At 67.0% G+C, this 22,877-nt stretch carries 22 protein-coding genes; 4 read left to right on the forward strand and 18 right to left on the reverse strand.

Annotation, left to right across the window (positions count from 1 at the left end; translation table 11 throughout):
- Positions 1-6 precede the first annotated feature (6 nt).
- The 8 genes from ABQ039_RS16310 to ABQ039_RS16345 all read right to left on the reverse strand — a co-directional run bounded on the left by ABQ039_RS16310 (position 7) and on the right by ABQ039_RS16345 (position 8,695).
- Positions 7-492 (reverse strand): hypothetical protein, encoded by a 486-nt coding sequence (locus tag ABQ039_RS16310; protein ID WP_349778333.1) that lies wholly within the window; start codon positions 490-492, stop codon positions 7-9.
- 28 nt (positions 493-520) lie between these two features.
- Positions 521-976 (reverse strand): cellulose biosynthesis protein BcsD, encoded by a 456-nt coding sequence (gene bcsD, locus ABQ039_RS16315; RefSeq protein ID WP_065032844.1) that lies wholly within the window; start codon positions 974-976, stop codon positions 521-523.
- Positions 977-1,150: 174 nt separating this feature from the next.
- Positions 1,151-2,347 (reverse strand): nicotinate phosphoribosyltransferase, encoded by a 1,197-nt coding sequence (pncB, locus tag ABQ039_RS16320; RefSeq protein ID WP_104575359.1) that lies wholly within the window; start codon positions 2,345-2,347, stop codon positions 1,151-1,153.
- 152 nt (positions 2,348-2,499) lie between these two features.
- On the reverse strand, positions 2,500-3,468 hold the full coding sequence (locus ABQ039_RS16325) for a glycosidase-like protein (protein ID WP_126966652.1): 969 nt from the start codon (positions 3,466-3,468) through the stop codon (positions 2,500-2,502).
- Positions 3,450-4,733, reverse strand: a complete 1,284-nt coding sequence (locus ABQ039_RS16330) for a hypothetical protein (RefSeq protein WP_184433498.1) — start codon at positions 4,731-4,733, stop codon at positions 3,450-3,452. Before ABQ039_RS16330 ends, ABQ039_RS16325 begins: the two co-directional genes overlap by 19 nt.
- A gap of 49 nt (positions 4,734-4,782) precedes the next feature.
- On the reverse strand, positions 4,783-6,690 hold the full coding sequence (locus tag ABQ039_RS16335) for a glycosyltransferase family 2 protein (protein ID WP_184433495.1): 1,908 nt from the start codon (positions 6,688-6,690) through the stop codon (positions 4,783-4,785).
- Between the two features lie 13 nt (positions 6,691-6,703).
- The gene (locus ABQ039_RS16340; RefSeq protein WP_184433492.1) at positions 6,704-7,726 is read right to left on the reverse strand and encodes a hypothetical protein; all 1,023 of its coding nucleotides are present in this window, start codon (positions 7,724-7,726) and stop codon (positions 6,704-6,706) included.
- Positions 7,727-7,855: 129 nt separating this feature from the next.
- Positions 7,856-8,695: a glycosyltransferase family 2 protein gene (locus ABQ039_RS16345; protein WP_102580770.1), complete on the reverse strand. Its 840-nt coding sequence runs from the start codon at positions 8,693-8,695 to the stop codon at positions 7,856-7,858.
- A 355-nt stretch (positions 8,696-9,050) separates the two neighbouring features.
- Here ABQ039_RS16345 and ABQ039_RS16350 point away from each other — a divergent pair, with 355 nt between their 5' ends.
- The 4 genes from ABQ039_RS16350 to ABQ039_RS16365 all read left to right on the forward strand — a co-directional run bounded on the left by ABQ039_RS16350 (position 9,051) and on the right by ABQ039_RS16365 (position 14,013).
- Positions 9,051-10,211 carry a phosphotransferase gene (locus tag ABQ039_RS16350; RefSeq protein ID WP_349778334.1) on the forward strand — a complete coding sequence of 387 codons (1,161 nt, stop codon included), beginning with the start codon at positions 9,051-9,053 and terminating at the stop codon, positions 10,209-10,211.
- 32 nt (positions 10,212-10,243) lie between these two features.
- Positions 10,244-12,409 (forward strand): TonB-dependent receptor, encoded by a 2,166-nt coding sequence (locus ABQ039_RS16355; protein ID WP_349778335.1) that lies wholly within the window; start codon positions 10,244-10,246, stop codon positions 12,407-12,409.
- Between the two features lie 194 nt (positions 12,410-12,603).
- Complete coding sequence (pnuC, locus tag ABQ039_RS16360) at positions 12,604-13,179, forward strand: nicotinamide riboside transporter PnuC (protein WP_024939109.1); 576 nt, start codon at positions 12,604-12,606, stop codon at positions 13,177-13,179.
- 105 nt (positions 13,180-13,284) lie between these two features.
- Positions 13,285-14,013, forward strand: coding sequence for a UTRA domain-containing protein (locus tag ABQ039_RS16365; RefSeq protein WP_349778336.1), 729 nt, complete (start codon positions 13,285-13,287; stop codon positions 14,011-14,013).
- Between the two features lie 293 nt (positions 14,014-14,306).
- Here ABQ039_RS16365 and ABQ039_RS16370 read toward each other — a convergent pair whose 3' ends face one another.
- The 10 genes from ABQ039_RS16370 to gspG are packed head-to-tail and all read right to left on the reverse strand — an operon-like array spanning position 14,307 to position 22,811.
- Positions 14,307-15,146, reverse strand: a complete 840-nt coding sequence (locus ABQ039_RS16370; protein ID WP_179465203.1) for a glycosyltransferase — start codon at positions 15,144-15,146, stop codon at positions 14,307-14,309.
- Entirely contained in the window at positions 15,143-17,434 is a 2,292-nt protein-coding gene (gene gspD, locus ABQ039_RS16375) for a type II secretion system secretin GspD (RefSeq protein ID WP_102251267.1), read from the reverse strand. The genes ABQ039_RS16370 and gspD overlap by 4 nt, the downstream gene beginning before the upstream one ends.
- Positions 17,431-18,222 carry a type II secretion system protein XpsN gene (gene xpsN, locus ABQ039_RS16380; protein WP_065032854.1) on the reverse strand — a complete coding sequence of 264 codons (792 nt, stop codon included), beginning with the start codon at positions 18,220-18,222 and terminating at the stop codon, positions 17,431-17,433. The genes gspD and xpsN overlap by 4 nt, the downstream gene beginning before the upstream one ends.
- The gene (gspM, locus tag ABQ039_RS16385) at positions 18,212-18,865 is read right to left on the reverse strand and encodes a type II secretion system protein GspM (protein WP_016901906.1); all 654 of its coding nucleotides are present in this window, start codon (positions 18,863-18,865) and stop codon (positions 18,212-18,214) included. The genes xpsN and gspM overlap by 11 nt, the downstream gene beginning before the upstream one ends.
- Positions 18,849-19,970 carry a PilN domain-containing protein gene (locus ABQ039_RS16390; RefSeq protein WP_039518936.1) on the reverse strand — a complete coding sequence of 374 codons (1,122 nt, stop codon included), beginning with the start codon at positions 19,968-19,970 and terminating at the stop codon, positions 18,849-18,851. The genes gspM and ABQ039_RS16390 overlap by 17 nt, the downstream gene beginning before the upstream one ends.
- Entirely contained in the window at positions 19,967-20,818 is an 852-nt protein-coding gene (locus ABQ039_RS16395) for a type II secretion system minor pseudopilin GspK (protein ID WP_349778337.1), read from the reverse strand. The genes ABQ039_RS16390 and ABQ039_RS16395 overlap by 4 nt, the downstream gene beginning before the upstream one ends.
- Entirely contained in the window at positions 20,815-21,450 is a 636-nt protein-coding gene (locus ABQ039_RS16400) for a type II secretion system protein J (protein ID WP_016901925.1), read from the reverse strand. Before ABQ039_RS16400 ends, ABQ039_RS16395 begins: the two co-directional genes overlap by 4 nt.
- Positions 21,447-21,863, reverse strand: a complete 417-nt coding sequence (locus ABQ039_RS16405) for a prepilin-type N-terminal cleavage/methylation domain-containing protein (protein WP_024939116.1) — start codon at positions 21,861-21,863, stop codon at positions 21,447-21,449. Before ABQ039_RS16405 ends, ABQ039_RS16400 begins: the two co-directional genes overlap by 4 nt.
- Positions 21,860-22,369, reverse strand: coding sequence for a GspH/FimT family pseudopilin (locus tag ABQ039_RS16410; RefSeq protein ID WP_349778338.1), 510 nt, complete (start codon positions 22,367-22,369; stop codon positions 21,860-21,862). Before ABQ039_RS16410 ends, ABQ039_RS16405 begins: the two co-directional genes overlap by 4 nt.
- A 10-nt stretch (positions 22,370-22,379) precedes the next feature.
- Positions 22,380-22,811, reverse strand: coding sequence for a type II secretion system major pseudopilin GspG (gene gspG / locus ABQ039_RS16415; protein ID WP_024939118.1), 432 nt, complete (start codon positions 22,809-22,811; stop codon positions 22,380-22,382).
- Positions 22,812-22,877 lie beyond the last annotated feature (66 nt).

A 22,877-nucleotide genomic window follows, 5' to 3' on the forward strand; every position in this document is an offset into this window, starting at 1 on the left:
TGCTGATCAACGCGAGCGCAGTCGCTGCAGCGGGCTTTGCGTCGCGCTGGGCGCATCGGCCTGCAACAGCCGCTGGAACAAGCACTCCAGCGGCGTCTGCGCCTGGCGCTCGCCCGGCTGCGCTGCAGGCGCTGCAGGCTCGTCGAGCTGGCGCAATTTGCGTAGCGGCGCGAGCGCATCGAGCGGCGTGCCTGCCGTCTCTTCGGCAGGCACGGACCGGTGCGCCGCCGGCACTGCCTGCATGGCGATCGAAACGCTCGGCGCTGATGCGGCAGGCGCCAGCAGCGGCGCTGGCGTCTGCACGGTGTCCGCCGCAGCGGGGGCCTGTTCGACCGCTGCCGGGACCGGCGTTTGCGTCACTTCCGGCCTGCGCGACGGCAGCTGGGTGTGGGCGAAATCCTGATAGCCCGCGCTCGCCGGCGTCCCCAACCGCGCGAACAGGCCGGACACATCGTCGTGCCCGGAGGTTGCCTTGTTGTTCTTCGGTGCCATCACACTCCCCTTGCCCGACTTCAGCCGTTCATGCCGTCCGCAGCAACACGAAGTTGCGCAGATCGACGCTGTCGCCTGGCGCGGTCTGCACCGCCAGGCCTGCCAGCATCCCCAGTTGCTGGAACCATCCTTCGTACACGCCCTGCAGGAACCCATCGCTCCATGCCGTGCCATCCAGCGCTGTACTCAATGGCGCACCGGCGTGCTGGATCCGTACGTGGTCGGCGTGGTCGTGCATCGCGCACTGGCCCCAATCACAGCGCTCCCACACGGCGTTGGCGGCCTGCTGCATCTCGTCCAGGGTCGTGCAGTGCGCCAGCCGGTGCTCGCGCGCGAAGCGCCGGCCGATGCGCGCCATCAACGGGGCCAGATCGTCCTCGGGCAACTCGGCGCCGAACTCGGCGGCCATCGCACGCACAAAGCCCAGCCATTGCCGGGAGCAGCTGCGCGCTCGGTACAGCGACAATGGGTCGGGTGCAGTCATTCGGGCATCGCGTGGGGAGGAGGCCGTCCGTCAACGTCGCGTGCATCAAACGTGAAGTACGCGTGATGCCAATGTTAACGAACCCATGCGGACAATTGAGCGCTGCATCGCATTTTTTTGGCCATTCCCTGACAGGGCCGCCAAATCCCGGCACAAGCTGCCGCTACACGTCAGTCACTGCCGCGCGTGGTCACCTGATTCCGGCATCGGCGGCAGGCCGAATACATCGCGCAGATAGCGCAGATAACCGGCGTCCTCGCACATGCTCTTGCCCGGCGAGTCGCTGAGCTTTGCCACCGGCTGCCCATTGCAGCGGACCATCTTGATCACGATCTGCAGCGGCGTCGGCCCCAGGTCGTTGGTGAGGCTGGTGCCGACCCCGAACGCCAGCCGGCAACGCGTATGGAAGTGTGCGTACAGCCGCATCACCTTGTCGATATTGAGGCCATCGCTGAACACCAGCACCTTGGTGGCGGGGTCGATGCGGTGTGCCTGCAGGTGGGCGATGACGCGCTCGCCCCATTCGAACGGGTCGCCCGAATCATGCCGCATGCCGTCGAACAGCTTGCAGAAGTACAGATCGAAGTCGCGCAGGAACGCATCCAGCCCCACCACATCGGACAGGGCGATGCCCAGATCGCCGCGGTACTCGCGCGCCCACGATTCCAGCGCCGCCACCTGCGAGTCGCGCAACCGCGGCCCCAGTGCCTGGAACGCCTGCAGGTACTCGTGCGCCATCGTGCCCAGCGGGGTCAGGCCGTAATGCTTGGCGAAATACACATTGCTGGTGCCGACGAACTGCTCGCCCAGGCCATCGCGCAGCAACGGCAGCAACTCGCCGTGCCAGTGCCGCGAATAGCGCCGCCGGGTGCCGTAATCGGCGATCTTGCAGCCGGCCGGCATGCTGCGCAGGCTGCTCACCTTCTCGCGCAGGCGGCGACGGCCTTCTTCGTAATCCGGCTCGGAGGTGTTGCGGAACCACACCTCGTTGATGATCGCCAGCAACGGCACTTCGAACAGGATGGTGTGCAGCCACGGGCCGCGGATGGTCAGCTCGATCTCGCCCGGATGGGTGGTCGATGCCGACAGCTGCAGATACTTGCGGTCCAGATGGAACAGCGCCAGGAAGTCGGCAAAATCCGGCTTAATGAAGCGCAGGCCACGCAGATAGGCCACCTCGTCTTCGCGCAGCCGCAGCCGGCACAGCGCATCGATCTCACGCGAGATCTCGTCGATGAACTGGGCGAGATCCACGCCGGGCGTGCGGCACTTGAAGCGGTAGTCGACCTGTGCGGCCGGATGCTGATGCAGCACCGCCTGCATCATGGTGAATTTGTACAGATCGGTGTCGAGCAGCGAATGGATGATCATGCCGCCGGATTATGCCCGCAGCGGCGATCGCGCTGCGTGCAAGCCGCCGATGCGTCCGAGAGGCGATGCGCTGCACGGCGGCAGTGCGCTTCGCCCCGGCAAGTCACCTCGGCAATTGCGCTTGGCATCCTCTTGTTGCCAGGCGCCATCGCTCAGCGCGCCAGCACCTGCTGCGCTGGTTTGCCCTGCACGGTGAAGTCGCTGTCGCCCGGGCCACCGGCCTTGGGGTCGGTATACCAGCACCACAGCGCGATACCTTCCACGCCGTGCGCCTGCAGCACCTTGCGCCACTGCTGCAACACCTGCAGCTGCAGGCGGGTGTCCACTGCAGCGGCGCGTTGCTCCGGGCTCTCCCAGGGCGCGGCCAGGCTACCGCGTGCAGAACGCAGTCCCAGCTCCGCCACCCACACCGGCTTGCCCACGCGCTGGCCAAGTTGCTGCAGGCGCTGCGCGGCGGCATCCATCTCGGCCGTGCGCGCGGCAGCCGCTTCGGACAGCCGCGGATACAGGCTGGTCCCCACCGCATCGAACAAGGACCAGTAACGGAAGCTTTCGGCGTGCTCCATGCCGTCGGCCACATACAGCAGCTTGCCGTGGTAGACCTTGCGCACTTCCGCCACCAGACCAGGCCACTGCGGCGCGTCCTGCAGCTTGCGCAGTTCGGTGCCGATCACCAACGCTTCCGCATGCTCGTCTTCGGCCAGCTTGGCCAAGGGCAGCAATGCGTTCTGATACGCGGCAAACCAGGCTGCCTGGTCGGTGGGCGCGGTGTCGCCGGCCCAATGCCCGGGAATCCACACATGCACCTTGAGCGTGGCCTGCAGGCCGGCGTGGTGGCTCTGCCGCAACGCCGCGCGCATGGCCTCCACGCTGCTGTCGCTGCCCAGCACCGGGTCGTTCGCCTGCGGGTTGGCCTGCCACACAAACGCAACCAGCAAGGCCTTGCTGGCGCCGGTCTTGGCCAGCGCATCCAGCGACTGTCCCGCCGCCTCGCTCTCCCACGGCGCATTGGCCGAGACCTTGACGTTGGCGCCCATCCACGTCGATGCATCGGCGTTGCAGCCATTGACCAGCATGCACGCCCCGACCAGAAACGCGGTACTCAGAACGCGTTTGAACATGCGGCGGATGCCTTGGTGGTGGACGCGGTCGTGGTGTGCGCGCAGTCCATTGCACCGATGACCGCAGTGTTCTTGTCCGGCTGCACGATTGCAGCAGTGGTGGGCGCGCTGACGCCGGACGCGGGCTGCGTGGGCGCGGCCACGTCCGCGGCAGTCGCCACGGTGGGCTGCGCCTGCACGGCATCCGCTGCCGGCGTCGCCGCGCCGGTCGGCAACGACACCGGCGCGCTCACGACCACCGCCTCGCCCTGCAGCAAGGACTGCGCATCGGCAGGCGCCGCACGCATCCAGCTGCCCCAGCCCTGCGGCTGTACCCAGGCCGCACCGATCAGGCCCAGCAACAGCAGGCCGGCGGCCTGACTGCGCTGGTCGGCATGCAGCGCGCGCAGCAGCAACGCTGCCGGCACCCACAGCAGCAGCAAGGCATCAAACCCGGCCCAGCCGAAGGCGAACGACAATGCCGCCGCACAGATCACGGTGCCGGCACTGGCCAGCACGCCGCGCGTGAGCGCACTGCTGCGGCTACGGGCCAGCAACGCCAGCACCGGGAAGCAGACCACCGCCGCCACGCCCCAACGCACGGCCGGCGACCAGCCTTGCGCATGCTCGGCCAGCGGCAACGGCAGCGGATGCGCGCCCTGCCCGATGCTGGACAGCGTCGGCCACGGGGCGTTGAACACGGTCAGATTGACGTAGGCCCACATGCCGACCAGAAACGCGAACGGCAGATAGCACACCAGGTAGAACGAACCCGGCGCCTTGCGCAGCATCTGCGGCGGCATCACCAGCAGCAGCCACGGTGCCACCATCGTCGACAGCGCCAGTGTCTGCAGATCCAGGCACAGCAGGATGCACAACCAGCCGGCGATGCGCAGATAGGTGAAGGCCTCTACCGGCGTCTGCAGGCGGCGCAAGGTGCGGCACAAGCCGTAGAACGCCAGCAGACCCACCGCCTGGCTTCCGCCTGCGGCGATCGGCAGCAGGAACAGCGGATTGCAGCCCACCAGCAGGGTCAAACCACTGGCCCAGCCGCGCCCGAACACGCCGGCCAGATCGCGCCACAGCAGCGACAGGAACAACGCGTTGGCGGCAACCGCCAGGAACGGCCAGACCTGGAACGGCAGGTTCCAGCTGTCCAGCCCCAGATTGATCGCCCACGACAACAGACCGGTTGCCGGCAAGCCGGCTGCTGGTGCGATTGCCGGTGCAGCGGAGCCGACCGACTGCAGCAGCAGCGGCTGGCTCAGCAGCGACAGGGCCACCACGGCAACCAGAAACGCCGGCAGCCCGCTTTGACGGCGCGGAACCGCCGACTCACTCTTCGAGTGCGGCGCGGCGCTCGTTTTCCGAATGCTTGCTGATGCCATGAGTGGTCTTCTCCCAATAGAACGGATTGTGGATCAGCTGCCAGAGCCCCTTGTACGCGGCGATCGACTGCAACACCCAATAAAAGGGCACAGTCAACGCGTAGGGCGCCAGCTTGAAGTAGTCGCGTTTGAACGCAGCCACCAGCGTGATGTAGATGAAGAACGCATTGGCCAACAGCAGATTGACCAACGACACGGTCGCCAGCCACGGCGGGAAGAAGCGCTCGAACGCGGTTGTCCCGGTGACTGCCCAGACCACATACAGCGCCCACAGCACCGGCACGCCCAACGCGGTGAAAAAGCCGCCACCAATGAAGAACTGGAAGCCCCAGAAGCCCTTGAACCCGGTGCTGCGATACAGGTGCACCGGGTCACGCATGTGCACCAGCCAGGTCTGCATGTAGCCCTTGAGCCAGCGCGAACGCTGCCGGATCCAGTTGGGAATGCTGACGTTGGCTTCTTCGAACGTGGTGGAGTTGACCACGTTGACGCGGTAGCCGTTCTGGATCAGCCGCACGCCCAGGTCGGCGTCTTCGGTGACGTTGTACGGGTCCCAGGCGCGCACCTGGCGCAACACATCCAGACGGAAGTGGTTGGAGGTGCCGCCCAACGGAATCGGGATGCGCAGGTATTCCAGCGCCGGCAGGTAGAAGTCGAACCAGAGCGTGTACTCCAGCGTGAACATCCGCGTCAGCCAGTTCTCGTCGGCGTTGTAGTAGTTCAGCCGCGCCTGGATGCACGCCACATCCTTGTCGGCCTTGCGGAACGCGGCCACCACGCGCTTGAGCTGATCCGGCTCGGGCTTGTCTTCGGCGTCGTAGATGGTGAGCAGCTCGCCGCGCGCAAAATGCAGCGCGTAGTTGCAGGCCTTGGGCTTGGTCTTGGGCTGCGACGGCGGCACCCGGATGATTTCGAAGAACGCCTCCAGGCCGAGTTTCTTGGCGGCCTCGATGGTGTCGAAATCGTCCGCCTCCAGCACCAGCTTCACGTCGAGCTTGCTGATCGGGTAATCCAGCTTGCGCAGCGCGTTGGCCAGGATCGGCAGGACTTCCGGCTCCTTGTACATCGGCACCAGCACGGTATAGACCGGCAGGTCGTCGTCGCGCAGCGCGGCCACTTCGTCCTCGGTGACCTTGATGTCGATGCGGTGGCGCGAGCCGAACCACACCAGCAACAGCTTCAGTCCGAAGGTCGCCAGAAAGCCCACCGCCACCAGCACGTTGACGGTGATCAGGGCCGGCACCGGGAACAGCACCATCGCGATCACCATCACCGCGGCGATCGCCCACAGCGTGAACTTCTGTCCGCGCGTCACCACCTGGCGCGCCGAGTACGTCGGCGCATGCGATGCGAGCAGGTTCAGCGCGTTGTCGGTGAGCTGCTCGTCGGCATAGCGCTGCAGGCTCCAGATGATGTCGAACTTGGCGGTGCCGACAAAACGCACGTCCTCGCCGTAGTGCGCGCGCGCCCAGGCAAACACTGCCGGGTCCGGATCGGCCACGGCCAGCACCAGCACACCGTCTTCGCGACGCCACGGCAGCAGCAGGCGCTGCGCGTAACTTTCCAGATCGCCCGGGGTGAGCAGTTCCGGATCCGGCGGCTGCTGCACCAGATCGATGAACTCGAGGCCGAAGTGCGCGGCAACGATGGCGTAGAACCGCTGCGCCGGCACGCCGCGCTGGGCCAGGATCACATCGCCCAGGCGCGAGTTCCAGCGTTGCTGCAACGCCAGCGCCGAGCGCAGCTGTTCGTCGGTGATGACGCCTGCCGTGACCAGCGCGCGACCCAACAGACCGCGTTCGCGGCCGATGTCCGGTGCTCGTCCCAGCGCGTCCATTTCGCAGGTGACCGTCATTGTCGTGGCGTCCTTAGAACCGCCACCAGGCGGCCACGAAAGGCCCACCTGCGGCGCCGGTGTTGCGGCCCATCACTGGCTGCTGATATCCCACCTGCCACTGGCTGCCGCCCGGCGCGGTGTACAGCGTGGACAGCTGCAGCTTGGTGAGGTCGTAGTTGGTGCCGGTGGCGACGAAGCCGGAATCGCCAGGTGTCGAGCCAACGACAAACGCGTCGTTACGCCCGTTACCCAGGCCCTGGATCACGTTGACTTCGCCAAGCAGCAACCAGCTCGGGGTCAGGCTCAGGCCGGTGGACGCGTCCACCCGCACTTCGTCGGAAGCGGCACTGCCGCGCAGGCGCACCGCGCCACCCAGATCGACGTAGCCGTTGCGCCCGCCCAGCGTGTAACCACGGCCGCGGCTGTAACGCAGCTCCAGACCGTAGTCGCCCAGGCCGAGCGCGGGGTCGCGCCCAGGATTGTTCGGGTGATAGGTCTTGCTACGGCCATAGGCCGGGATGCTGACCAGGGCCTGCACCGAGCTACGCCAGACATCGTCGGCCGCGCCTGGCAGTGCGTAGCGCAGGCCGATCTCCTGATCGGCAAAGCCGGTGGTACTGCGGCGTGCCCGTCCGGGCGCACCGTTCACCGGTTCGTCGTTGTTGAAACCGACTTCGGTGAAATAGAAATTGCCGATGAAGCTCAGCTTGTCGCTCAGGCCATGCTCGACGTAGACATTGAGCTGGTCCTGGCGGCTGCGTCCGTTGTTGCCGAAATCGCCACGGTGATGGGCATCGTCGAACCAGCCGGTGCCATCGCTATGCAGCGCCTTGACGATCACCAGGGTGTCGCCCTGCGGCTGGGTCCAGGCGCCTGCCACGGCCGTGTCCGGCAAGGCCGCCATCAGGCAGCTCAGCGCGAGCGCCGACAGCGCAGCTACCGGCGCGCGGGAAGCGATGGAATCAAGAGAAGGGGGCGAGACAACCGGACTGGACTGCAGCGCGGCGGCGCACGGCTGACGTCCCCGCAATTGCGGGTCGTTCTGTAAGGACATTGCACGATTCCTGATGGGGGACCCGGAAGGGACAGGAAGCTAGTGATTGATCACACTTCGAGGCGAAACGTATCACACATAAGTCCCGCCACCCATCACTGATTTATCACAAATTTAACGCGAGCGAACTCATCTCTTTCGCAACAATTTCGGTACCTGGGCAACGGCATGGGTCCAGATCGCCAGCCATACGCCCAGCCGGGTGAGCCACCCGCGCCGGCCCGCCTCGAACTTGCGGAAATAGCGCCACAGGCCGCGGTGCTTATGCCATTCGACAAAGAACGGCCGCGAACGACTGGACACGCCACGCACATGCACGACCCGCAGATCGTTGGCCACCGCCACCAGCGCACCGGCCTGGCGTGCCCGCCGGCACAGGTCCAGGTCTTCGGCATGCAGGCGGTAGGCGCCGTCCCAGCCGTCCAGCCGGTCGAACAGGCTGCGTTGCATCAGCATCAAGGCACCGGAAATGGCGTCCACCACCTGCAGGGGCGCAGAGGGATCGGCCGGCACCGCCAGCTGGGCGGCAGCGCGCGGTGCGCGCAGCATGGCGGCAAAATCCGGATCGCGACGGCGCACTGCGGCATCCGGCTGCCCGTCCTCGTCCACCTGCTCCACGCCCAACAGCACCGCCGCATGGCCGGCCGCGCGTGCGCACAGCTGCGCCAAGGTGTCGCGCTCGACCATCAGGTCCGGGTTGATGAACACCAGCCAGGGCGCCTGCGAGTCGCGCGCGCCCTGGTTGCAGGCGCTCGCAAAACCCGGGTTGTCCGGATTGGCGATGAAGTGCAGCCGCGCATCGGCCAAGGCATGCCGCTGCACGACCTCCAGGGTGTCGTCGCTGGAGGCGTTGTCGACCACCCGGATCTCGCTGATGCCCTCGGCCGCGCGCAGCCGCGACAGGCACGCATCGATGGTGCTGCTGCTCTGATAGGTGACGACGACGGCGGCAATCTGGACGGGAGTCATCCGGTCATTATCCGGTGCCGGGGCGGCGCAACGCCATCGTGCGTCTGCCAGCGCCGACATGGCGGCTGGCAGCAGCAACAGGCATACTGCGCGCCCGGAACCGCCCAGCGGTTTTGCGCAGGCGCCGCCCACGGCGCGCCCCACATTTTTAGTGTCGAGATGACGGCCAGCGACCTTTCGGTGTTGCGCTGCCTTTTCATTCCCTGCAGTGCAACCGCCTGATGGCGGGCGCGCCGCAACGACGGCCTGGCAGCGCCGTCCGTGTTGTCGCCGGCGCGCGCGCCGGGTCCGCCGCTTCGGCACCGATCGACTGGTCTATACCACTGACCCGCACCGCATTGCCGGAGCCGGGCGCATGAGCACCTCGCATCAGGTGCATGGCATGAGCCTGGAGCTGGCGCTGCCGGACTGGCCGGTGTTGACCGCCGACGAAATCCGTCGCGTGCTGCAGCACTTTTCCGCTCCCGTCGGTAGCGAACTGATTCGCTGGCATAGCGCCCGCCCGTTTTCCGCCGCCGCCTGCGTGGACACCGCCAGCGGCACGCTCATCGTCAAGCGACATCACCGCAGCGTGCGCAATGTCGCCGCGTTGCGCGAAGAGCACGTCTTCATGGCGCATCTGCGCTGGGCCGGCGCACCGGTGGTCGAGGTGCTGCACGATGCCGCGGGCCGCACCGCCCTGGCCGATGCGGACTGGGTCTACGAAGTGCAGCGCGCAGGATTCGGCCAGGACCTGTATCGGGATGCCTTGTCGTGGACGTCCTTTACCAGCGCCCCGCATGCGGCGGCGGCGGGTGCCGCGCTGGCACGCCTGCACCTGGCAGCGCAGGGGTTCGATGCGCCGCCACGCCGCAGCAGCGTACTGGTGGCCAACCTGGCCCTGTTCGCGCAGGTCGACCCGCTCCGGGCGGTGGAACAGGCCTTGCTGTCGCGCCCCGGCCTGGCCGCCGATTTTCAGGACCGGCCCTGGCGCCGCGACCTGACCGACCACCTGCTGCCCTGGCACGCCCGGGCCTGGTCGGTGCTGTCGGCGCCTGGCGCGCTGCCGCCGCTGTGGACGCATGGCGACTGGCATGCCTCCAACCTGCTGTGGCGCACACACGACGATGGCGACGTCGAGGTCAGCGCGGTGTTCGACTTCGGCCTGTGCGACCGCAGTTTTGCGATGTTCGACCTGGCCACGGCGATCGAACGCAATCTGATCCCATGGTTGAACCTGGATGCGGGGCAGCGCGCGCAGCCGCAGCTGGAGCAGCTCGACGCCTTGCTGGACGGCTACGCCCGGCACTGCGCACTGGGCGCCGCGCAGCTGCGGCAGCTGGCCGCCTTGCTACCGATCGTGCATGCGGATTTTGCCCTGAGCGAGATCGAATACTTCGCCGGCATCACCCGCTCGGCCGACAACGCCGACATCGCCTATCACCGTTACCTGCTCGGCCATGCGGACTGGTTTGCCAGCGCCGATGGCCAGCATCTGCTCGATCACCTGCACGCGCGCGCGCGTCGGTTGCCATGAGCGTTTTTCCTTCTCCTTTTCGAGCCCTGCGCATGCACCTGCCCGCCCCTCTTCACCACCGCCGCCCGCTCGCGCTTGCACTTGCGCTGTGCATCGCCACGCCTGCCCTCGCGCAGCAACAACCCGGTGCCGAGGCGGTCGAACTGGATGCGGTCAACGTGCGTGGCGAACGCGCCGACGCCAGCACGGCCTTGACCGGCTTTGGCGCCACGCGGCTGCTGGATGCGCCGGCCTCGATCGCGGTGATCGAGCGCCAGCAATTGCTCGACCGTCAGGCTCGCGTGCTCAGCGAGGTATTGCGCGCCGATGCCTCCGCCGGCGACGCCTACGCCCCGATCGGCTACTACGAGAATTTCGTCGTGCGTGGCTATTCGCTCAACGCCGCCAACAGTTACCGCATCAATGGCCTGAGCGCGGTGGGCGAGCAATCCATTGCACTGGAAAACAAGCAGCAGGTGCAGATCCTCAAGGGCCTGGCCGGGCTGCAATCGGGTGTCAACGAACCGGCCGGACTGATCGACTACCGCACCAAGCGGCCCGAGCACGTGCGCAGCGTGACCCTGGGCACCGACGAACAAGGTTCGCGCTATGTGGCCGCCGACCTGGGCGACTGGTTCGGCGCCGAGCGCAGCCTGGGCCTGCGCGTCAACGCCGCGCGCGAAGACATCAACAGCTATGTCGACCACGCCGACGGTTATCGCAATTTCCTGTCGCTGGCCGGCGACTGGAAGATCAGCCCGCAGTCGCTGCTGCAGCTGGATGTGGAGTATCAGCATCGGCAGCAACGCTCGGTGCCCGGCTACCAATTGCTCGGTGGCACACAGGTACCGCGCGACATCGATGTGCATCGCCTGCTCGGCTACCAGCCGTGGTCGCGGCCGGTGGAGATGGATTCGCTCAATGCGCAGCTGCGCTACGCCTACCAATTCAACGACAACTGGCGCGCCACCGCTGAAGCGTCGCGCAGCCGCTCGGTGATCAACGATTTCTCTGCGTTCGCCTGGGGCTGTTATGGCGCGATCAGTTGCGCCGACAGCGTCACACCGAACTTCTTCAGCGCGCAAGGCGAGTACGACGTCTACGACTACCGCAGCCCCGACGACACCCGTGTGCACGATCAACTGCGTGCCACGCTGGAAGGCCGTGTACTCACCGGCGCGCTGGATCACCGCCTGAGCATCGGCGGCGACTGGCTACGCCGCACCATCGATCGCTTCGGTTCGGTCAACGAATTCGTCGGCAGCGGCAGCATCGACCGCGACCCCGAAGTGTTTGCACAGACCGACGTCGCCCTGGACCCGAAGCAACGCCGCCTGGACAGCCGCCAACGTGCCCTGGTGGTCGCCGACAGGATTGGACTGGGTTCGCAATGGGAGCTGTCGCTGGGCGCGCGCTATGTGCGCCTGGACGAGCGCAGCTTCGACCGCGATGGCGTGCTGGAGCGACGCACGCGCAAGGACACGCTGCTGCCGCAGGCCGCACTGCTGTTCAAACCGCAGCAGCAGGTATCGCTGTACGCCAGCTACGCCAAGAGCCTGGCCGCCGGCGGTACCGCCCCGTGGTTTGCCGACAACGCCGATGAGATCCTGCCGCCGACCAATGCCTACCAGCTGGAGACCGGCGCAAAATTCGAGCTCGACGGCCTGCGCCTGGGCGCAGCGCTGTTCGACATCCGCCAGGCCTACCAGTTCACCCAGCCGCAGGTCGATGGTGGCCTGCGCTATGTGCAACAGGGCCGCCTGCACAACCGCGGCCTGGAGTTGTCGGCCGATGGCGCGGCCACCGCGCAACTGCGCATCTTCGCCAGCGTTGCCGCCATCCGCGCCCGTGCCGAAGACACCGACATTGCCGAGTACGAAGGCCACCAGGCCATCAACGTGCCCAAGCTACGCGCCAGCCTGCAGGCCGATTACAGCGTGCCCGGCATCGATGGCCTGGCGCTGCTGGCAGGCGCGCAATACAGCGGGCGCAAGTTCGCCGACCGGCTCGGCAACGCCAGCGTGCCGGCCTACACGGTGGCCAACCTGGGCGCGCGTTACGCCACCGCGCTGGGCGGCCTGGCCACCACTTGGCGCTTGAACGTGGACAACGTGTTCGACAAGCGCTACTGGCGCGATAGCGGCGAATACCAGGGTGATGCCTATCTGTTCCCGGGCGCGCCGCGCACGGCGCGTCTGACCGTGCAGGTGGACTTCTAAACGCAGCCGATGCGGCCATGCGATCCGCTGACGTCCGAGCTGCATGGGTTACGCGACAGCGGTGCTGCGCGGGCTGAGTGCGCTGCCGGTATCGGCTGCAGGCGGTGAACGCGCTCGGCCTGCTCGCACGGTCACGTTGAACTGTTCTGCGTCCCAGCCACCGATCCATCGTTCATCAGACATCCTCCCCTTCCATGTCATTGCTCGAATCTGCCGCCGTCGTGATCAACCTGCTCGGTGTCTGGCTGACCGCGCGGCGCATTCGCTGGTGCTGGCCGGTCGGCATCGTGGCGGTGGCGCTGTATGCCTGGCTGTTCTATCAGTGGAAGCTGTACTCGGACATGCTGCTGCAAGGCGTCTACGTGCTGACCCAGCTGTACGGCTGGTGGCAGTGGCAGCGCGGGATGGCCACACAGACACGCATTCGCCCGTTGCCGATGCCGCAGGCGGAGCTGTGGATCTCGCTGTGCATCGGTGCCGTGTTCGCCGCCGCGCTCGGTGCCTACATGCATCACCGCACCGATGCCGCACTGCCGTGGCTGGACGCGGCGTTGGCCAGCTTCAGCCTGGTCGCCAGCGTCTGGGCCGCACGCAAGCGCATCGCCAACTGGATACTGTGGGTCGTGCTCGATTGCGTCTACGTGGGCGTGTTCGTCAGCAAGGGGCTGTATCCCACCGCACTGCTGTATGCAGGCTTCGTGCTGCTGGCGCTGTATGGATGGCGCAGCTGGAAAACCCAACAGCAGCAGAACCCGGCAGGCCTTGCCTGAGCCACCTGCGGTTTGCGGGCGCGTTCTTCTTTACCATCGCCGCATGCACCTCTCTTATCCGCCTGCCTTGCACCTGCGCCGCAGCCACCGTCGGCGGATCGCCGCATGAGCGCGTCGCGCCAACACGCCATCACCGAAATCGTCTCCGCGCAGATCGCCGCCGGCGAATGGGGCCCGGATCAGCGCCTGCCGGTGGAGCGCGAGCTTGCCGAACGCTTCGGTTGCACCCGCATCACCTTGCGTGAGGCCTTGCAGCAACTGGAAGCGCAGGGCCGCATCTACCGCGAGAACCGGCGGGGCTGGTTCGTCAGCGCACCGCGCGTGCGCTACGACCCCACCAGCATCGCCGGTTTCATGCAGTACGTGGCGGCGCAAGGGCGCAAACCGCGCACCGAGCTGTTGAGTGCCACCCGGCAGGCAGCGGGGGCCGCCTACGCGGCCGCACTACGGCTGGAGACGCCATACGACGAAGTCTTCGTGCTGCAACGCCGGCGCTGGATCGACCGCCGCGCGGTGCTGCTGGAAACCAACGTGGTGCTGGCCGCCTGGGCGCCGGGCCTGCTGGAGCACGACCTGGCCGGCTCGCTGTCGAGCGTGTTCAACCAGAAACTCGGGCTGTTCCTGAGCCGCGCGCAATTGTCGATGCATCCGGCCGGGCTGGACGCCGCGCAAGCCCTGTTGCTGCAGTCCACCACCGGCACACCCTGCTTCCGGCTGCAGCGGATCAGCTTCGCCGAAGACGGCCGCGCGGTGGAGCTGGATATCGAATCCTGGCGCCACGATGCGCTGGATGTAGTGGTGCGGACCGAGGCACCGATGCGGTCGGCGCTTTAGCGCCGGGATTCGGGAATCGGGAATCGGGAATCGGGAATCGGGAATCGGGAATCGATGGTGCGCATCCCGCACTGCTTTTTCGGTGCATATGCAGTGTGTCGTTGCGACCTCTCTGCGGTTGACCACATGTCGCAGAAACGACTGAGGTGGCTATGGGTACATGCTCAAAAAGATGATGCAGGCCGCAGCATCTGTGCCCGCCTAACAACTGCATTGTTGTTCGCGTCAGTGGCTCTTGGTCATTCCATCGCCGCTCCCGCCCAACGCAGCGGGCAGGCTCGGCCGCGACACCGCTATGCGTCGAACAGCGTGCGCTGTGGGTCAGGTGGCGGCAGGTCGGCGAGCAGTTGCGCGAGTTGATCGCGTTGCGCACGCAGCGGGTCGTGCATCAGGAAGTTGGCCAGGCGTGCGTGCCAGGCCGGCCAGCGTGTGGCCAGTGCATCCATGTCGCCATCGGCAGGGCGGCCTTCGTGCGGCGAGGCGACAAAGGCGGTGTCGCACAGCACGTTGCGCCATCCCAGGCCAGCCATGCGCAGGCTCAGGTCCACCAGTGCCGCATACCAGGAGCCATAGCTGCTGGCGTCCAGGCCGCCGGCCTTGCGCCGCGCGCTGCCGCGCAGCAGCACCGCGTGGCCGATTGCCGACGGCAGTTCCGGATGCAATGGCGGCATCGCCGCGCACGCAGCGGCGAGCCGCTCCGGCGCGGCAGGCATCGGATTGAGTTCGCCCAGGCGTGGCCAGCTGCAGGCTTCGCCCACATTGCTCCACGGGGTGGCGGTGGCGATCGCCGCATCACGCGCAAAGCAGGCGTCGAGCTGATTCAACCACCCCGGCAGCGGGCAGGCATCCACACCCAGCACCACCACATCGGCATCGCCGCAGCCGCTGAGCATTTCGTCCAGATGGGCCACCTCGCCGAGCATGCGCTGACGACGGGTGTGATGCGCCTGCAGCCGCGTGCGCGCCAACCAGTGCGCGATCACCGCGCGGCCGCGCGGGCCGGCCTGCGCGTCGTCGGCCAACCACACCCGCGTGCCGGCGGGCGTGGCGGCATCCATTGCGCCCAGACAGGCATCCAGGGCCTCGTCGTCGGTGCCGACCGGCACCAGCACGACGGGCAGTGCCGCACTCATTGCGGCTTCTGGCTGGGTTTCAGCGGCTCCATGGCCTTGAACTTCTGGCCGTATTCGTCGGTGAGATTGCGCGCTTCCTGCGGGTTGCGCACGATCGACGGAGTGATCAGCACGATGACTTCGCGGCGAGTGTTGTTTTTGCCCTTGCTCCCGAACAACCCACCGACGACCGGAAGTCTGCTCAGGAACGGCACGCCGTCGCTTGTGTCGGTCGTGCTGTCATCAATCAAACCGGCAAGCATCATGGTGTCGCCACTTTGCACTGCAGCTTCCGTTTTGACTCGACGCGTATTTATGTCGACATTGCAGGCTGCGCTATTGACGGTCGTAGTGGTGGCAGCGGTACACGCTGCCGGACGCGAGCCGGGAGTGCTAATTTCCTGCACGATGTCCAGGAACACCATACCGTCCTTGGTGACACGCGGACGCACCTTCAGGATCACACCGGTATCGATGTATTGCACCGAAGAGAAGCTGCTATCGCTGCCCAGCCCGGTGTTGATCGATGTGGAATTGATGGGGATACGGGAGCCGACGTTGAGCGTGGCTTCGGCATTGTTTCGGACGAAAACCGACGGCGTCTGTAGCAGGCGCACGTTGGTAACACGATCAAGCGCACTGATGACCGCAGCGGCATTCTTTCCAAGAAATGTCCAGCCAAGACCATTGTTGGTAACCGTCCCTGCTATGTCACCCCAGATATTACGGCCAACTGCCGGTGGCAGACCTGCGCCTCCAGTCGCTGTCGCCGCATTCACCGCATTCTCGAAATACCAATTGACGCCGTAGCTGAGGTCACCGGTCAAATTCACCTCAGCCACCTGCGCCTCGATATGCACCTGCATCGGCATCACATCGAGCTTTTCGATGACGTCGCGGATCGAATTCCACGACTGCGGCGTTGAGCGCACCAGCAAGGTGTTGGTTTCGGCCACCGCCGACACGCCGACCTTGTCGCCTTCCACTTCCAGCGTCACCGCGCCATTGCCGTTGCTGCGCGGCGACAGTTGCAGGCTGCCGTTGCCCAGTCCACCGCTGCTGCTTCCACTGCCACTGCTGCCGCCGAAGCTGCTGCCGGAGGAGCTGCCATCGCTGCTTTCGCCGATGCTGCCGCCGGTGGTGCCCGAGCTGCCGCCCATGCTGCTGTCGCGGTTGCCCAGCGCGCCGCCGAGCACGCTGGTTTCCGAGCCCGGGGCCAGCGAGGCGTTGGAGTCGCTGTTGTTGCCGCGCCCACCGAACACTTCCGACAGGCGGTCGGCCAAGTCCTTGGCCTTGATGTACTTCAACTCGTACGAAAACAGCCGCACGCCGCCGCCGGCGCTGTCGATGCGGTCCAGCCATTGCTGGATCTGGTCCAGGTAGCGCGGCTGCGGGGTGATCACCAGCACCGCGTTGGCGTTTTCCAGCGGCATGAAACGGAACATGCCGGCACTGGGCGTCTTGCTCTGTTCGCCGAACACCTTCTCCAGATCGGCCGAGACCTTTTCGGCCTTGCCGGACTGGATCGGGAACACACCCACCGACATGCCCGACAGCCAATCCACATCGAAGATCTGCACGGTGCGCAGGTAGTTTTCCAGCTCGGCGCGGGTGCCCCCCAGGGTGATCACGTTGCGCGAGGGATCGGTGCCGACGATGGCGTTCGGGCGCGCATAGGGCTCGAGCACCTTCTTCATTTCGCTGGCGGAGATGAACTTCAACGGCACCACGCGCACTTCGAAACCGCGCGCGGCAGACGGCGATGCGGTGCTGGGCGCGACGGTGCCGGCCAGCGCCTGGTCGGCCGGCACGATGTTGTAGCGGCCGCCGCTGAACACCATGCGCGCGTTGTTCCAGCCCAGCACCATTTCCAGCAGGTTCAAGGCCTGCGCCGGCGAGACCGGATTGGGCGTGGCCAGGGTCACGGTGCCCTGCACGCCGGGGGCGATGACGTAGTTCTGCCCGAGCATGTCGCCCAGGATCGCCTTGACCACCGCCTGCACCGACTCGCCTTCGAAATTGAAGGTGGCGCTGCCGCTGCTGGCCATGCCCAGCGTCGGTGCCGGCGCGCTCGCCGCGCTCTGATTGATCATGGTGCCGCTGCCACGCCGGATCACCGGGGTGGGCTTGGCGCTGGCATTGCCCTCGGCGCGTTGCTCGGCACCGGTCTGGGTGGCGCCGGCGGCGCCAACTTGCGGGTCCAGGCGCGCGTCGCGGCGCACGTCCGGCGGCGGAGTGGTGGCGCAACCGGCCAGCAGGCCGATCAGCAGGGACACGGGAAACAGGCGCTGCGTCATGCGTTCACTCATTGGGTCTGACCGGGGGTAGAGCCGCTCTGGCGCTGCTGTTGCAGCTGGCGGCGTCGGGCTTCGATACGTTCGCGGATGGCGCGCATCTGATCATCGGAGGGGCGTGGGGCTTCCTGGGCGCCATCGCTGCGCTGCGGCGGCACCGTCGGCGGTGTCTGCCCACCGGGCTGCTGTGGCGGCGTGGTGGGCTGGGTCTGCGGCGGCTGCGTCGGTGCGACCGCGGCGGCATCGGGCGACGGTAATGGCGGGACGGCGCCGGCAGCGCCACGCGCGCCCGCATTGGCGGTGGGCGGTTGCCCGCCCAGGCCGTTGAACACGTGCAGCTCCAGTGTCTGGGTGCCGCCGGGGCCTTCGATGGTTGCGCTGCGCGGCTGCAGGGCGAGCAGGCGCCAGCCCTTGACCGCTTCGCCGCCCAACTGCACCCGCACCGAATCCTGTGGGTCCAGCGTCAGCGTGGCCATCTTGAAGTTGTCCGTCAGCAGCACGCCGGTCAGGCGCACCGTCGAGGCGGCACTGCTGCCGTCGTTGCCGGACAGGAAGAACGGATGCGGCAGGCGGTCTTCGGCGAAGGCCGGATGCGCGGCGATCTCCGAATATTTTTCGAACGCGCCCAGCCGTTCCGGCGCCGGTGCCGGCAGGGTGGGCAGGCGCTGAACCAGGGCCGGGTCGTCCGGCAGCAGCTCCACGCGCTTACCCAGCCCGGCCACGGCCAGCACGCACACCAGCAGCGCCCAGCCGACCACGGTGGCCAGCAGCCAGGTGCGCAGACCGATCATGTCAAGGCGCATTGCTGGCCTCCGCGGCGTCGGGGGCGGCGGGCGCGGCGTCGGTGTTCAACGGCGCGGCGCTGGCGCCGGGGCGCAGGTAGCCGGCCAGTTCGAAGGCGATGTCCAGGCCGTTGCCGCTTTCGTTGGGCGAGAGTTGGTAGCGCTGCGCCATCACGTTGAGGTTGTCCACGAACAGGCGCGGGGTGCCGTTTTCCAGGCTGTACAGCACCGAGGCCAGCTCCGGCGTGCCGCAGCGCAGGCGCACCTGCACCGCGACGCGGGTGAAGCGGTCCTTGCTTTCCGGCTGTAGCGGCGAGCGGTTGCTGATCGCGCAGCTGCGGTTGCCGGGGCTGGCTTCCACCACCGCGCGTTCCAGCCGCTGCACCAGGCCGGCCGATGCCAGTTCGGCCGAGGTTTCCGGCAGGAAGCCCGGGCGGCTTTCCAGGGTCTGGCGCGCCTGGCGTAGCCGTTTGCTGACTTCCGGCGCCTGCTGCAGTTGCACGCGCACGCGCAGCTCGCGCTCGCGCAGCGCTTGCAGGTCGTCCTGCACCGCGATCATCGGCTGGGTGAACCAGGGGTGCACCAGCACCAGATAGGCCACGCCGATCACCAGCAACAGCAGGCCCAAAGCGATCCAGCGATCGCGCTTAACGCTGCGTGGCATCGGCCGCCTCCTTGGCATCGGGGCCGGCCAGTTCGGCGGTGATGGTGAAGCGGTCGACGTTGCGACCGGCATCGCTCTGCAGCACGCCGGTCAGCGAGGGCGTGCGCCACAGTGGCGAGCCTTCCAGGCGCCGCACCAGCGAGGAGGCTTCGTTGCTCAACCCGATCAACTGCAATTGCCCACCTTCGACCGAGAATTTTTCCAGGTAGGTGCCGCCCGGCAGACGCCGGCTCAGCTCGTCCCAGATTTCCACCGAGGTGGGGCGGGTAGCACGTTGCTGCTGAAAGAAGTTGGCCCCTTCGACCAGATCCAGCAATTGCTGGCGTTCGGCGGCGACCTGGCGCGCACGTGCGGCGTTGGCCTGCACCTTGGCACGCAAGTCGTCGGCGGCCTGGCGGCGGTTGTCCAGCAGCAGCCAGCCGGCCACGGCCAGCAGCACCAGTGCGGCGGCGGCCAGCAACAGATTCCAGCGCTGCATCGGGTCGCTGCGCCGCAGCCGTCGTGCCGGCGGCAGCAGGTTCACGCCCAGTGGCAGGCCCTGCGCATCGGCGACATCGATGCCGGACAAGGCGCTGGCCCATGCGTCGGGTACGCCGTCCGGGCCATCGATCAGGCGCCGCGGCACCACCACCAGTTCGGCATCGAGCTGACCGTCTTCGCGCACGTCCAGCACGCGCGCATCGAAGTACACCTGGTCGGCAGTGAACGGGGTTTGCCGATCGATCTCGAAGCGCGCCACATCCTGCAGGCGCGCCGCTGCCGCAGCAGGCAGGCGCAACGGACGACGCAAGGCATGCGCGGCCGGCAGCAGCCAATGCCGCGGCAGGCCTTCCAGCGCGGTCGGCAGCAAGGCATGGACTTCCTGCGGCTGCACAGGCCACGGCAGGCTGGCGATGGTCTCGCTGCTGTGATCGCGCTGACGCAGCAACTGCAATGCCTGCCCATCGGGCTGCAACAACAGCCGCGACGGCGACAGGCCCAACTGCCATTGCCAGCGCTGCGGCAGCCAGGCCAGCAGCGATTGTTGCCACCAACGCCAGAAGCCTCCGGCTCCCGGCATGGCGCGTACGCCGATACGACCCAAGGTGTCCCGCCATGCGGTCATTGCACTGCTGCTCCCTCTTCCCAACGCAACACGGTATATGCAGACCCAGGTAATGCGGACGCACTTGTGGAGACCACCGCCCGCAACACAGCCTCGCGTCCCTGACTCAGTCGCGCCCGGCTCTCGATACTATAAGTGTCCGACCCACCGACCGTCGCCTCGCTGCCCGGCAAACCCGGCGGCGCGTCACGCTGGGCCAGCAGTTGCCGCGCATCCAGGCCCATCGCGGTCAGCACCGGGCCCGGCGCAAAGCGCGCTTCGGGGCGCGAGCGTCCGCTGTACAGGGTGAGGTTGGGCAACAGCTTGCGATACAGCTCGCCATCCATTCCCAGCACCAGGCGCAACTCGCCCAGCGTTTCGAACGGGCCATCCTTGGCGCCGTACGGCAATCCGGCATCGGCATAATCGCGATCTTCCGCGCCGCCGGCGGGCTGGCTCAGCGAATCGCCATCGCGCCAGTCGACGATCGCACCGGCAATGCGCGTATCGCGGCCCTGTTCGCCACCGACCGCGCGTACCAGGCCGGCCAGCAGCGCGGGCTCGGCCATGTTCAAGTCCACCTTGCCGCTTTCGTCGGTAATGCGGATCTCCACCGTGGCATCGTCCATCTGCCAACGATAGCGCCGGCCGTCTGCAAGCCAGCGTGCCTGGGTGTCGGTGCTTTGCAGGCGGGACAGTGCGTATTCCAGCCCGGAGCGCGCGTATTCCTGCGCCTGCGCGCCATTGCGCAGCATGCTGCCCTGCAGCGCTTCCACCCGCGCGGTCAGCGCAAATGCGCCGATCATCGCGGTGAGCAGCGCAATCAGCCACAGCACCAACACCAGCGCGGCACCGCGCATTGCGCTCATTGCCCCGCTCCCGGGTTGCTGGATTGCGGCAAGGCCACCACCAGCGGCGGCCAGGCGGCACCGCCGCTACGGATCTCGATGCGCACCAGCAATGGCAGACGGTCGTGCCATTCCCACTGCGGCAACCATGCGCTCAGGCGGCCGCTCTGCGGATCCATGCCGCGATACCGAAAGCTCACCTGCTGCACGTCTTCGGCGAGTGTTTCCGGCGGCAGCGTGGTGCCCTCTTCGATCGACTTGCCCGATTGCAGCATGGTCAATGCGATCCGCAGCGTGCGCTGTTCACCATCGCCGGCCACCGACAGATCGTGCAGGTACGGCCCGCCGCGGCCCAGGTAATCCGGTACATCGGCGGCAAAACGCAGACGCTGCGGCTCGCCGATGAACAGCATCGGCTGCTGGCTCTGCGGGTCGATGCCCATTGCGATCGGCAGTGCCGCCGCCAGCCGCCGGCGCAGGAATTCTTCCACCGCACGCACGCGTTCGCTGCGCTGGGCGATCGCCTCGCCGCGCTGGCTGACCGCACTGGCCGAGCGCAAGGTGGCAAACGCCAATGCCAGCCCGCCGACCAGCAACATCGTCGCCAGCAACACTTCGATCAAGGTGAAACCGGCACTGCGCGAGCGACTCATGGCGCGCTGCCCGGTTGCGCCGCAGCCACCAGCCGCAAGGTGCGCCACTGCAGGACCTGGTTGGGCTGCTCGCCCCAGCGCACCACCAGGGTCAGCTGCAGCAACGTGTGCGCACCGGGGGATATCGGCGCCTGCGGATTGCGTCGCGGCTCGTCGTACGGGCGCACATCCATCGACCAACGGAAATGCCCGTCTTCGAAGGTGCCTTGCTGCTGCTCGGGCACCAGCGGTTTGTCCATGCCCTGCGCCGCCAGCAACGATTGCGCATGCAGGGTGGCGCGCGTGCTCTCGTCGGCCGCGCGCACCTGACGCGCGGCACCAGATAGCGATCCCAGCAACAGGCTCAACGCCAACGCCAGCAACGCAAAGGCGACGATCACCTCGATCAGCGTGTAACCGCGCTGGCGCTTCATGGCAACGGCGTCCGCAACTGCCCGGAACGCACTTCGCCGGTGATCCAGCCCACGTCCACGCGCCAGGTCGCATCCTTGACGCGCAGATCGATGCGCCCGCCGGTGGAGGCGCCATCGGGGAAGAACTGGATGGCGCCCTGATCCTGTCGCGACTGCACCTGCCGCGCGCCGGTGAAGCGCACCTCCAGCGACGACGGCAGATCGCCGTGGTGGCCGCCGGGTGCTTCCCAGCGGCGCTGCTGCGGATCGATCAGAAACCGCTGCGGCGTGCCGGTGGCAATCGCCTGGGTGCGCGTATAGCGCAGCTGCGAGGCGATCGCCTTGCCTGCGGTGCGCAGGCGCATGCCGTCGATTCCGCCGTTGAGCGCGGCGGCGGCCAATACGCCGGCCATCGCGATCAGGGCGATGACCAGCAACATCTCCAGCAACGAACTGCCACGCGTGCGGGGACGACCAGGGCCGACCACTCCATGCGGATGACGCAACGGCTGACACGCAACGCGCATGGCAAACGGCTTATTGGTACTTGATGTCCGCGTCGTAACTGCTGCCACCGGGACGGCCGTCCTTGCCCAGGCTGATCAGATCGAACGGCTGGCCATCGCCGGGCGCGCGGTATTCGATGGTGTGGCCCCACGGGTCGTTGAGTTCGGCCGGCTTGGCGTACGGGCCCAGCCAGCCGCTGCTGCCGCCGGGCTGGGTCACCAGGTCGTCGAGCTTGCTCGGCAACTTGCCGGTGTCGAGCTGGAAATTCTCGATCTTGCCAGCCAGGGTCTGGATCTGCGATTTGGCCAGGTTGGCCTTGCCGCGATCGGCACCACCGAGCACACGGCTGCCGACCAGGGTCAGCACCGCGCCGATCAGGACGATGACGATGATGATTTCCAGCAGGCTCATGCCGGCCTGGCCTGCACGCGACGGACTACGGGTGATGGAGCGCTTGATCATGAACGATTTCCTTGCACGTCGATGAAAGATGCTGCCGCCAGAAGATGACACAGCGGGCATTGCAAT

The organism is Xanthomonas sp. WHRI 6108 (assembly GCF_040202385.2).
In the GTDB taxonomy this organism is placed as follows: Bacteria; Pseudomonadota; Gammaproteobacteria; order Xanthomonadales; family Xanthomonadaceae; genus Xanthomonas; species Xanthomonas arboricola.

What these genes read in the sequence shown, in the direction of transcription:
- ABQ039_RS16310 (WP_349778333.1), bottom strand. Translation starts at nt 492, where the DNA reads ATGGCACCGAAGAACAACAAGGCAACCTCCGGGCACGACGATGTGTCC.
- bcsD (WP_065032844.1), bottom strand. Translation starts at nt 976, where the DNA reads ATGACTGCACCCGACCCATTGTCGCTGTACCGAGCGCGCAGCTGCTCC.
- pncB (WP_104575359.1), bottom strand. Translation starts at nt 2,347, where the DNA reads ATGATCATCCATTCGCTGCTCGACACCGATCTGTACAAATTCACCATG.
- ABQ039_RS16325 (WP_126966652.1), bottom strand. Translation starts at nt 3,468, where the DNA reads ATGTTCAAACGCGTTCTGAGTACCGCGTTTCTGGTCGGGGCGTGCATG.
- ABQ039_RS16335 (WP_184433495.1), bottom strand. Translation starts at nt 6,690, where the DNA reads ATGACGGTCACCTGCGAAATGGACGCGCTGGGACGAGCACCGGACATC.
- ABQ039_RS16340 (WP_184433492.1), bottom strand. Translation starts at nt 7,726, where the DNA reads ATGTCCTTACAGAACGACCCGCAATTGCGGGGACGTCAGCCGTGCGCC.
- ABQ039_RS16345 (WP_102580770.1), bottom strand. Translation starts at nt 8,695, where the DNA reads ATGACTCCCGTCCAGATTGCCGCCGTCGTCGTCACCTATCAGAGCAGC.
- ABQ039_RS16350 (WP_349778334.1), top strand. Translation starts at nt 9,051, where the DNA reads ATGAGCACCTCGCATCAGGTGCATGGCATGAGCCTGGAGCTGGCGCTG.
- ABQ039_RS16355 (WP_349778335.1), top strand. Translation starts at nt 10,244, where the DNA reads ATGCACCTGCCCGCCCCTCTTCACCACCGCCGCCCGCTCGCGCTTGCA.
- pnuC (WP_024939109.1), top strand. Translation starts at nt 12,604, where the DNA reads ATGTCATTGCTCGAATCTGCCGCCGTCGTGATCAACCTGCTCGGTGTC.
- ABQ039_RS16365 (WP_349778336.1), top strand. Translation starts at nt 13,285, where the DNA reads ATGAGCGCGTCGCGCCAACACGCCATCACCGAAATCGTCTCCGCGCAG.
- ABQ039_RS16370 (WP_179465203.1), bottom strand. Translation starts at nt 15,146, where the DNA reads ATGAGTGCGGCACTGCCCGTCGTGCTGGTGCCGGTCGGCACCGACGAC.
- gspD (WP_102251267.1), bottom strand. Translation starts at nt 17,434, where the DNA reads ATGAGTGAACGCATGACGCAGCGCCTGTTTCCCGTGTCCCTGCTGATC.
- xpsN (WP_065032854.1), bottom strand. Translation starts at nt 18,222, where the DNA reads ATGCGCCTTGACATGATCGGTCTGCGCACCTGGCTGCTGGCCACCGTG.
- gspM (WP_016901906.1), bottom strand. Translation starts at nt 18,865, where the DNA reads ATGCCACGCAGCGTTAAGCGCGATCGCTGGATCGCTTTGGGCCTGCTG.
- ABQ039_RS16390 (WP_039518936.1), bottom strand. Translation starts at nt 19,970, where the DNA reads ATGACCGCATGGCGGGACACCTTGGGTCGTATCGGCGTACGCGCCATG.
- ABQ039_RS16395 (WP_349778337.1), bottom strand. Translation starts at nt 20,818, where the DNA reads ATGAGCGCAATGCGCGGTGCCGCGCTGGTGTTGGTGCTGTGGCTGATT.
- ABQ039_RS16400 (WP_016901925.1), bottom strand. Translation starts at nt 21,450, where the DNA reads ATGAGTCGCTCGCGCAGTGCCGGTTTCACCTTGATCGAAGTGTTGCTG.
- ABQ039_RS16405 (WP_024939116.1), bottom strand. Translation starts at nt 21,863, where the DNA reads ATGAAGCGCCAGCGCGGTTACACGCTGATCGAGGTGATCGTCGCCTTT.
- ABQ039_RS16410 (WP_349778338.1), bottom strand. Translation starts at nt 22,369, where the DNA reads ATGCGCGTTGCGTGTCAGCCGTTGCGTCATCCGCATGGAGTGGTCGGC.
- gspG (WP_024939118.1), bottom strand. Translation starts at nt 22,811, where the DNA reads ATGATCAAGCGCTCCATCACCCGTAGTCCGTCGCGTGCAGGCCAGGCC.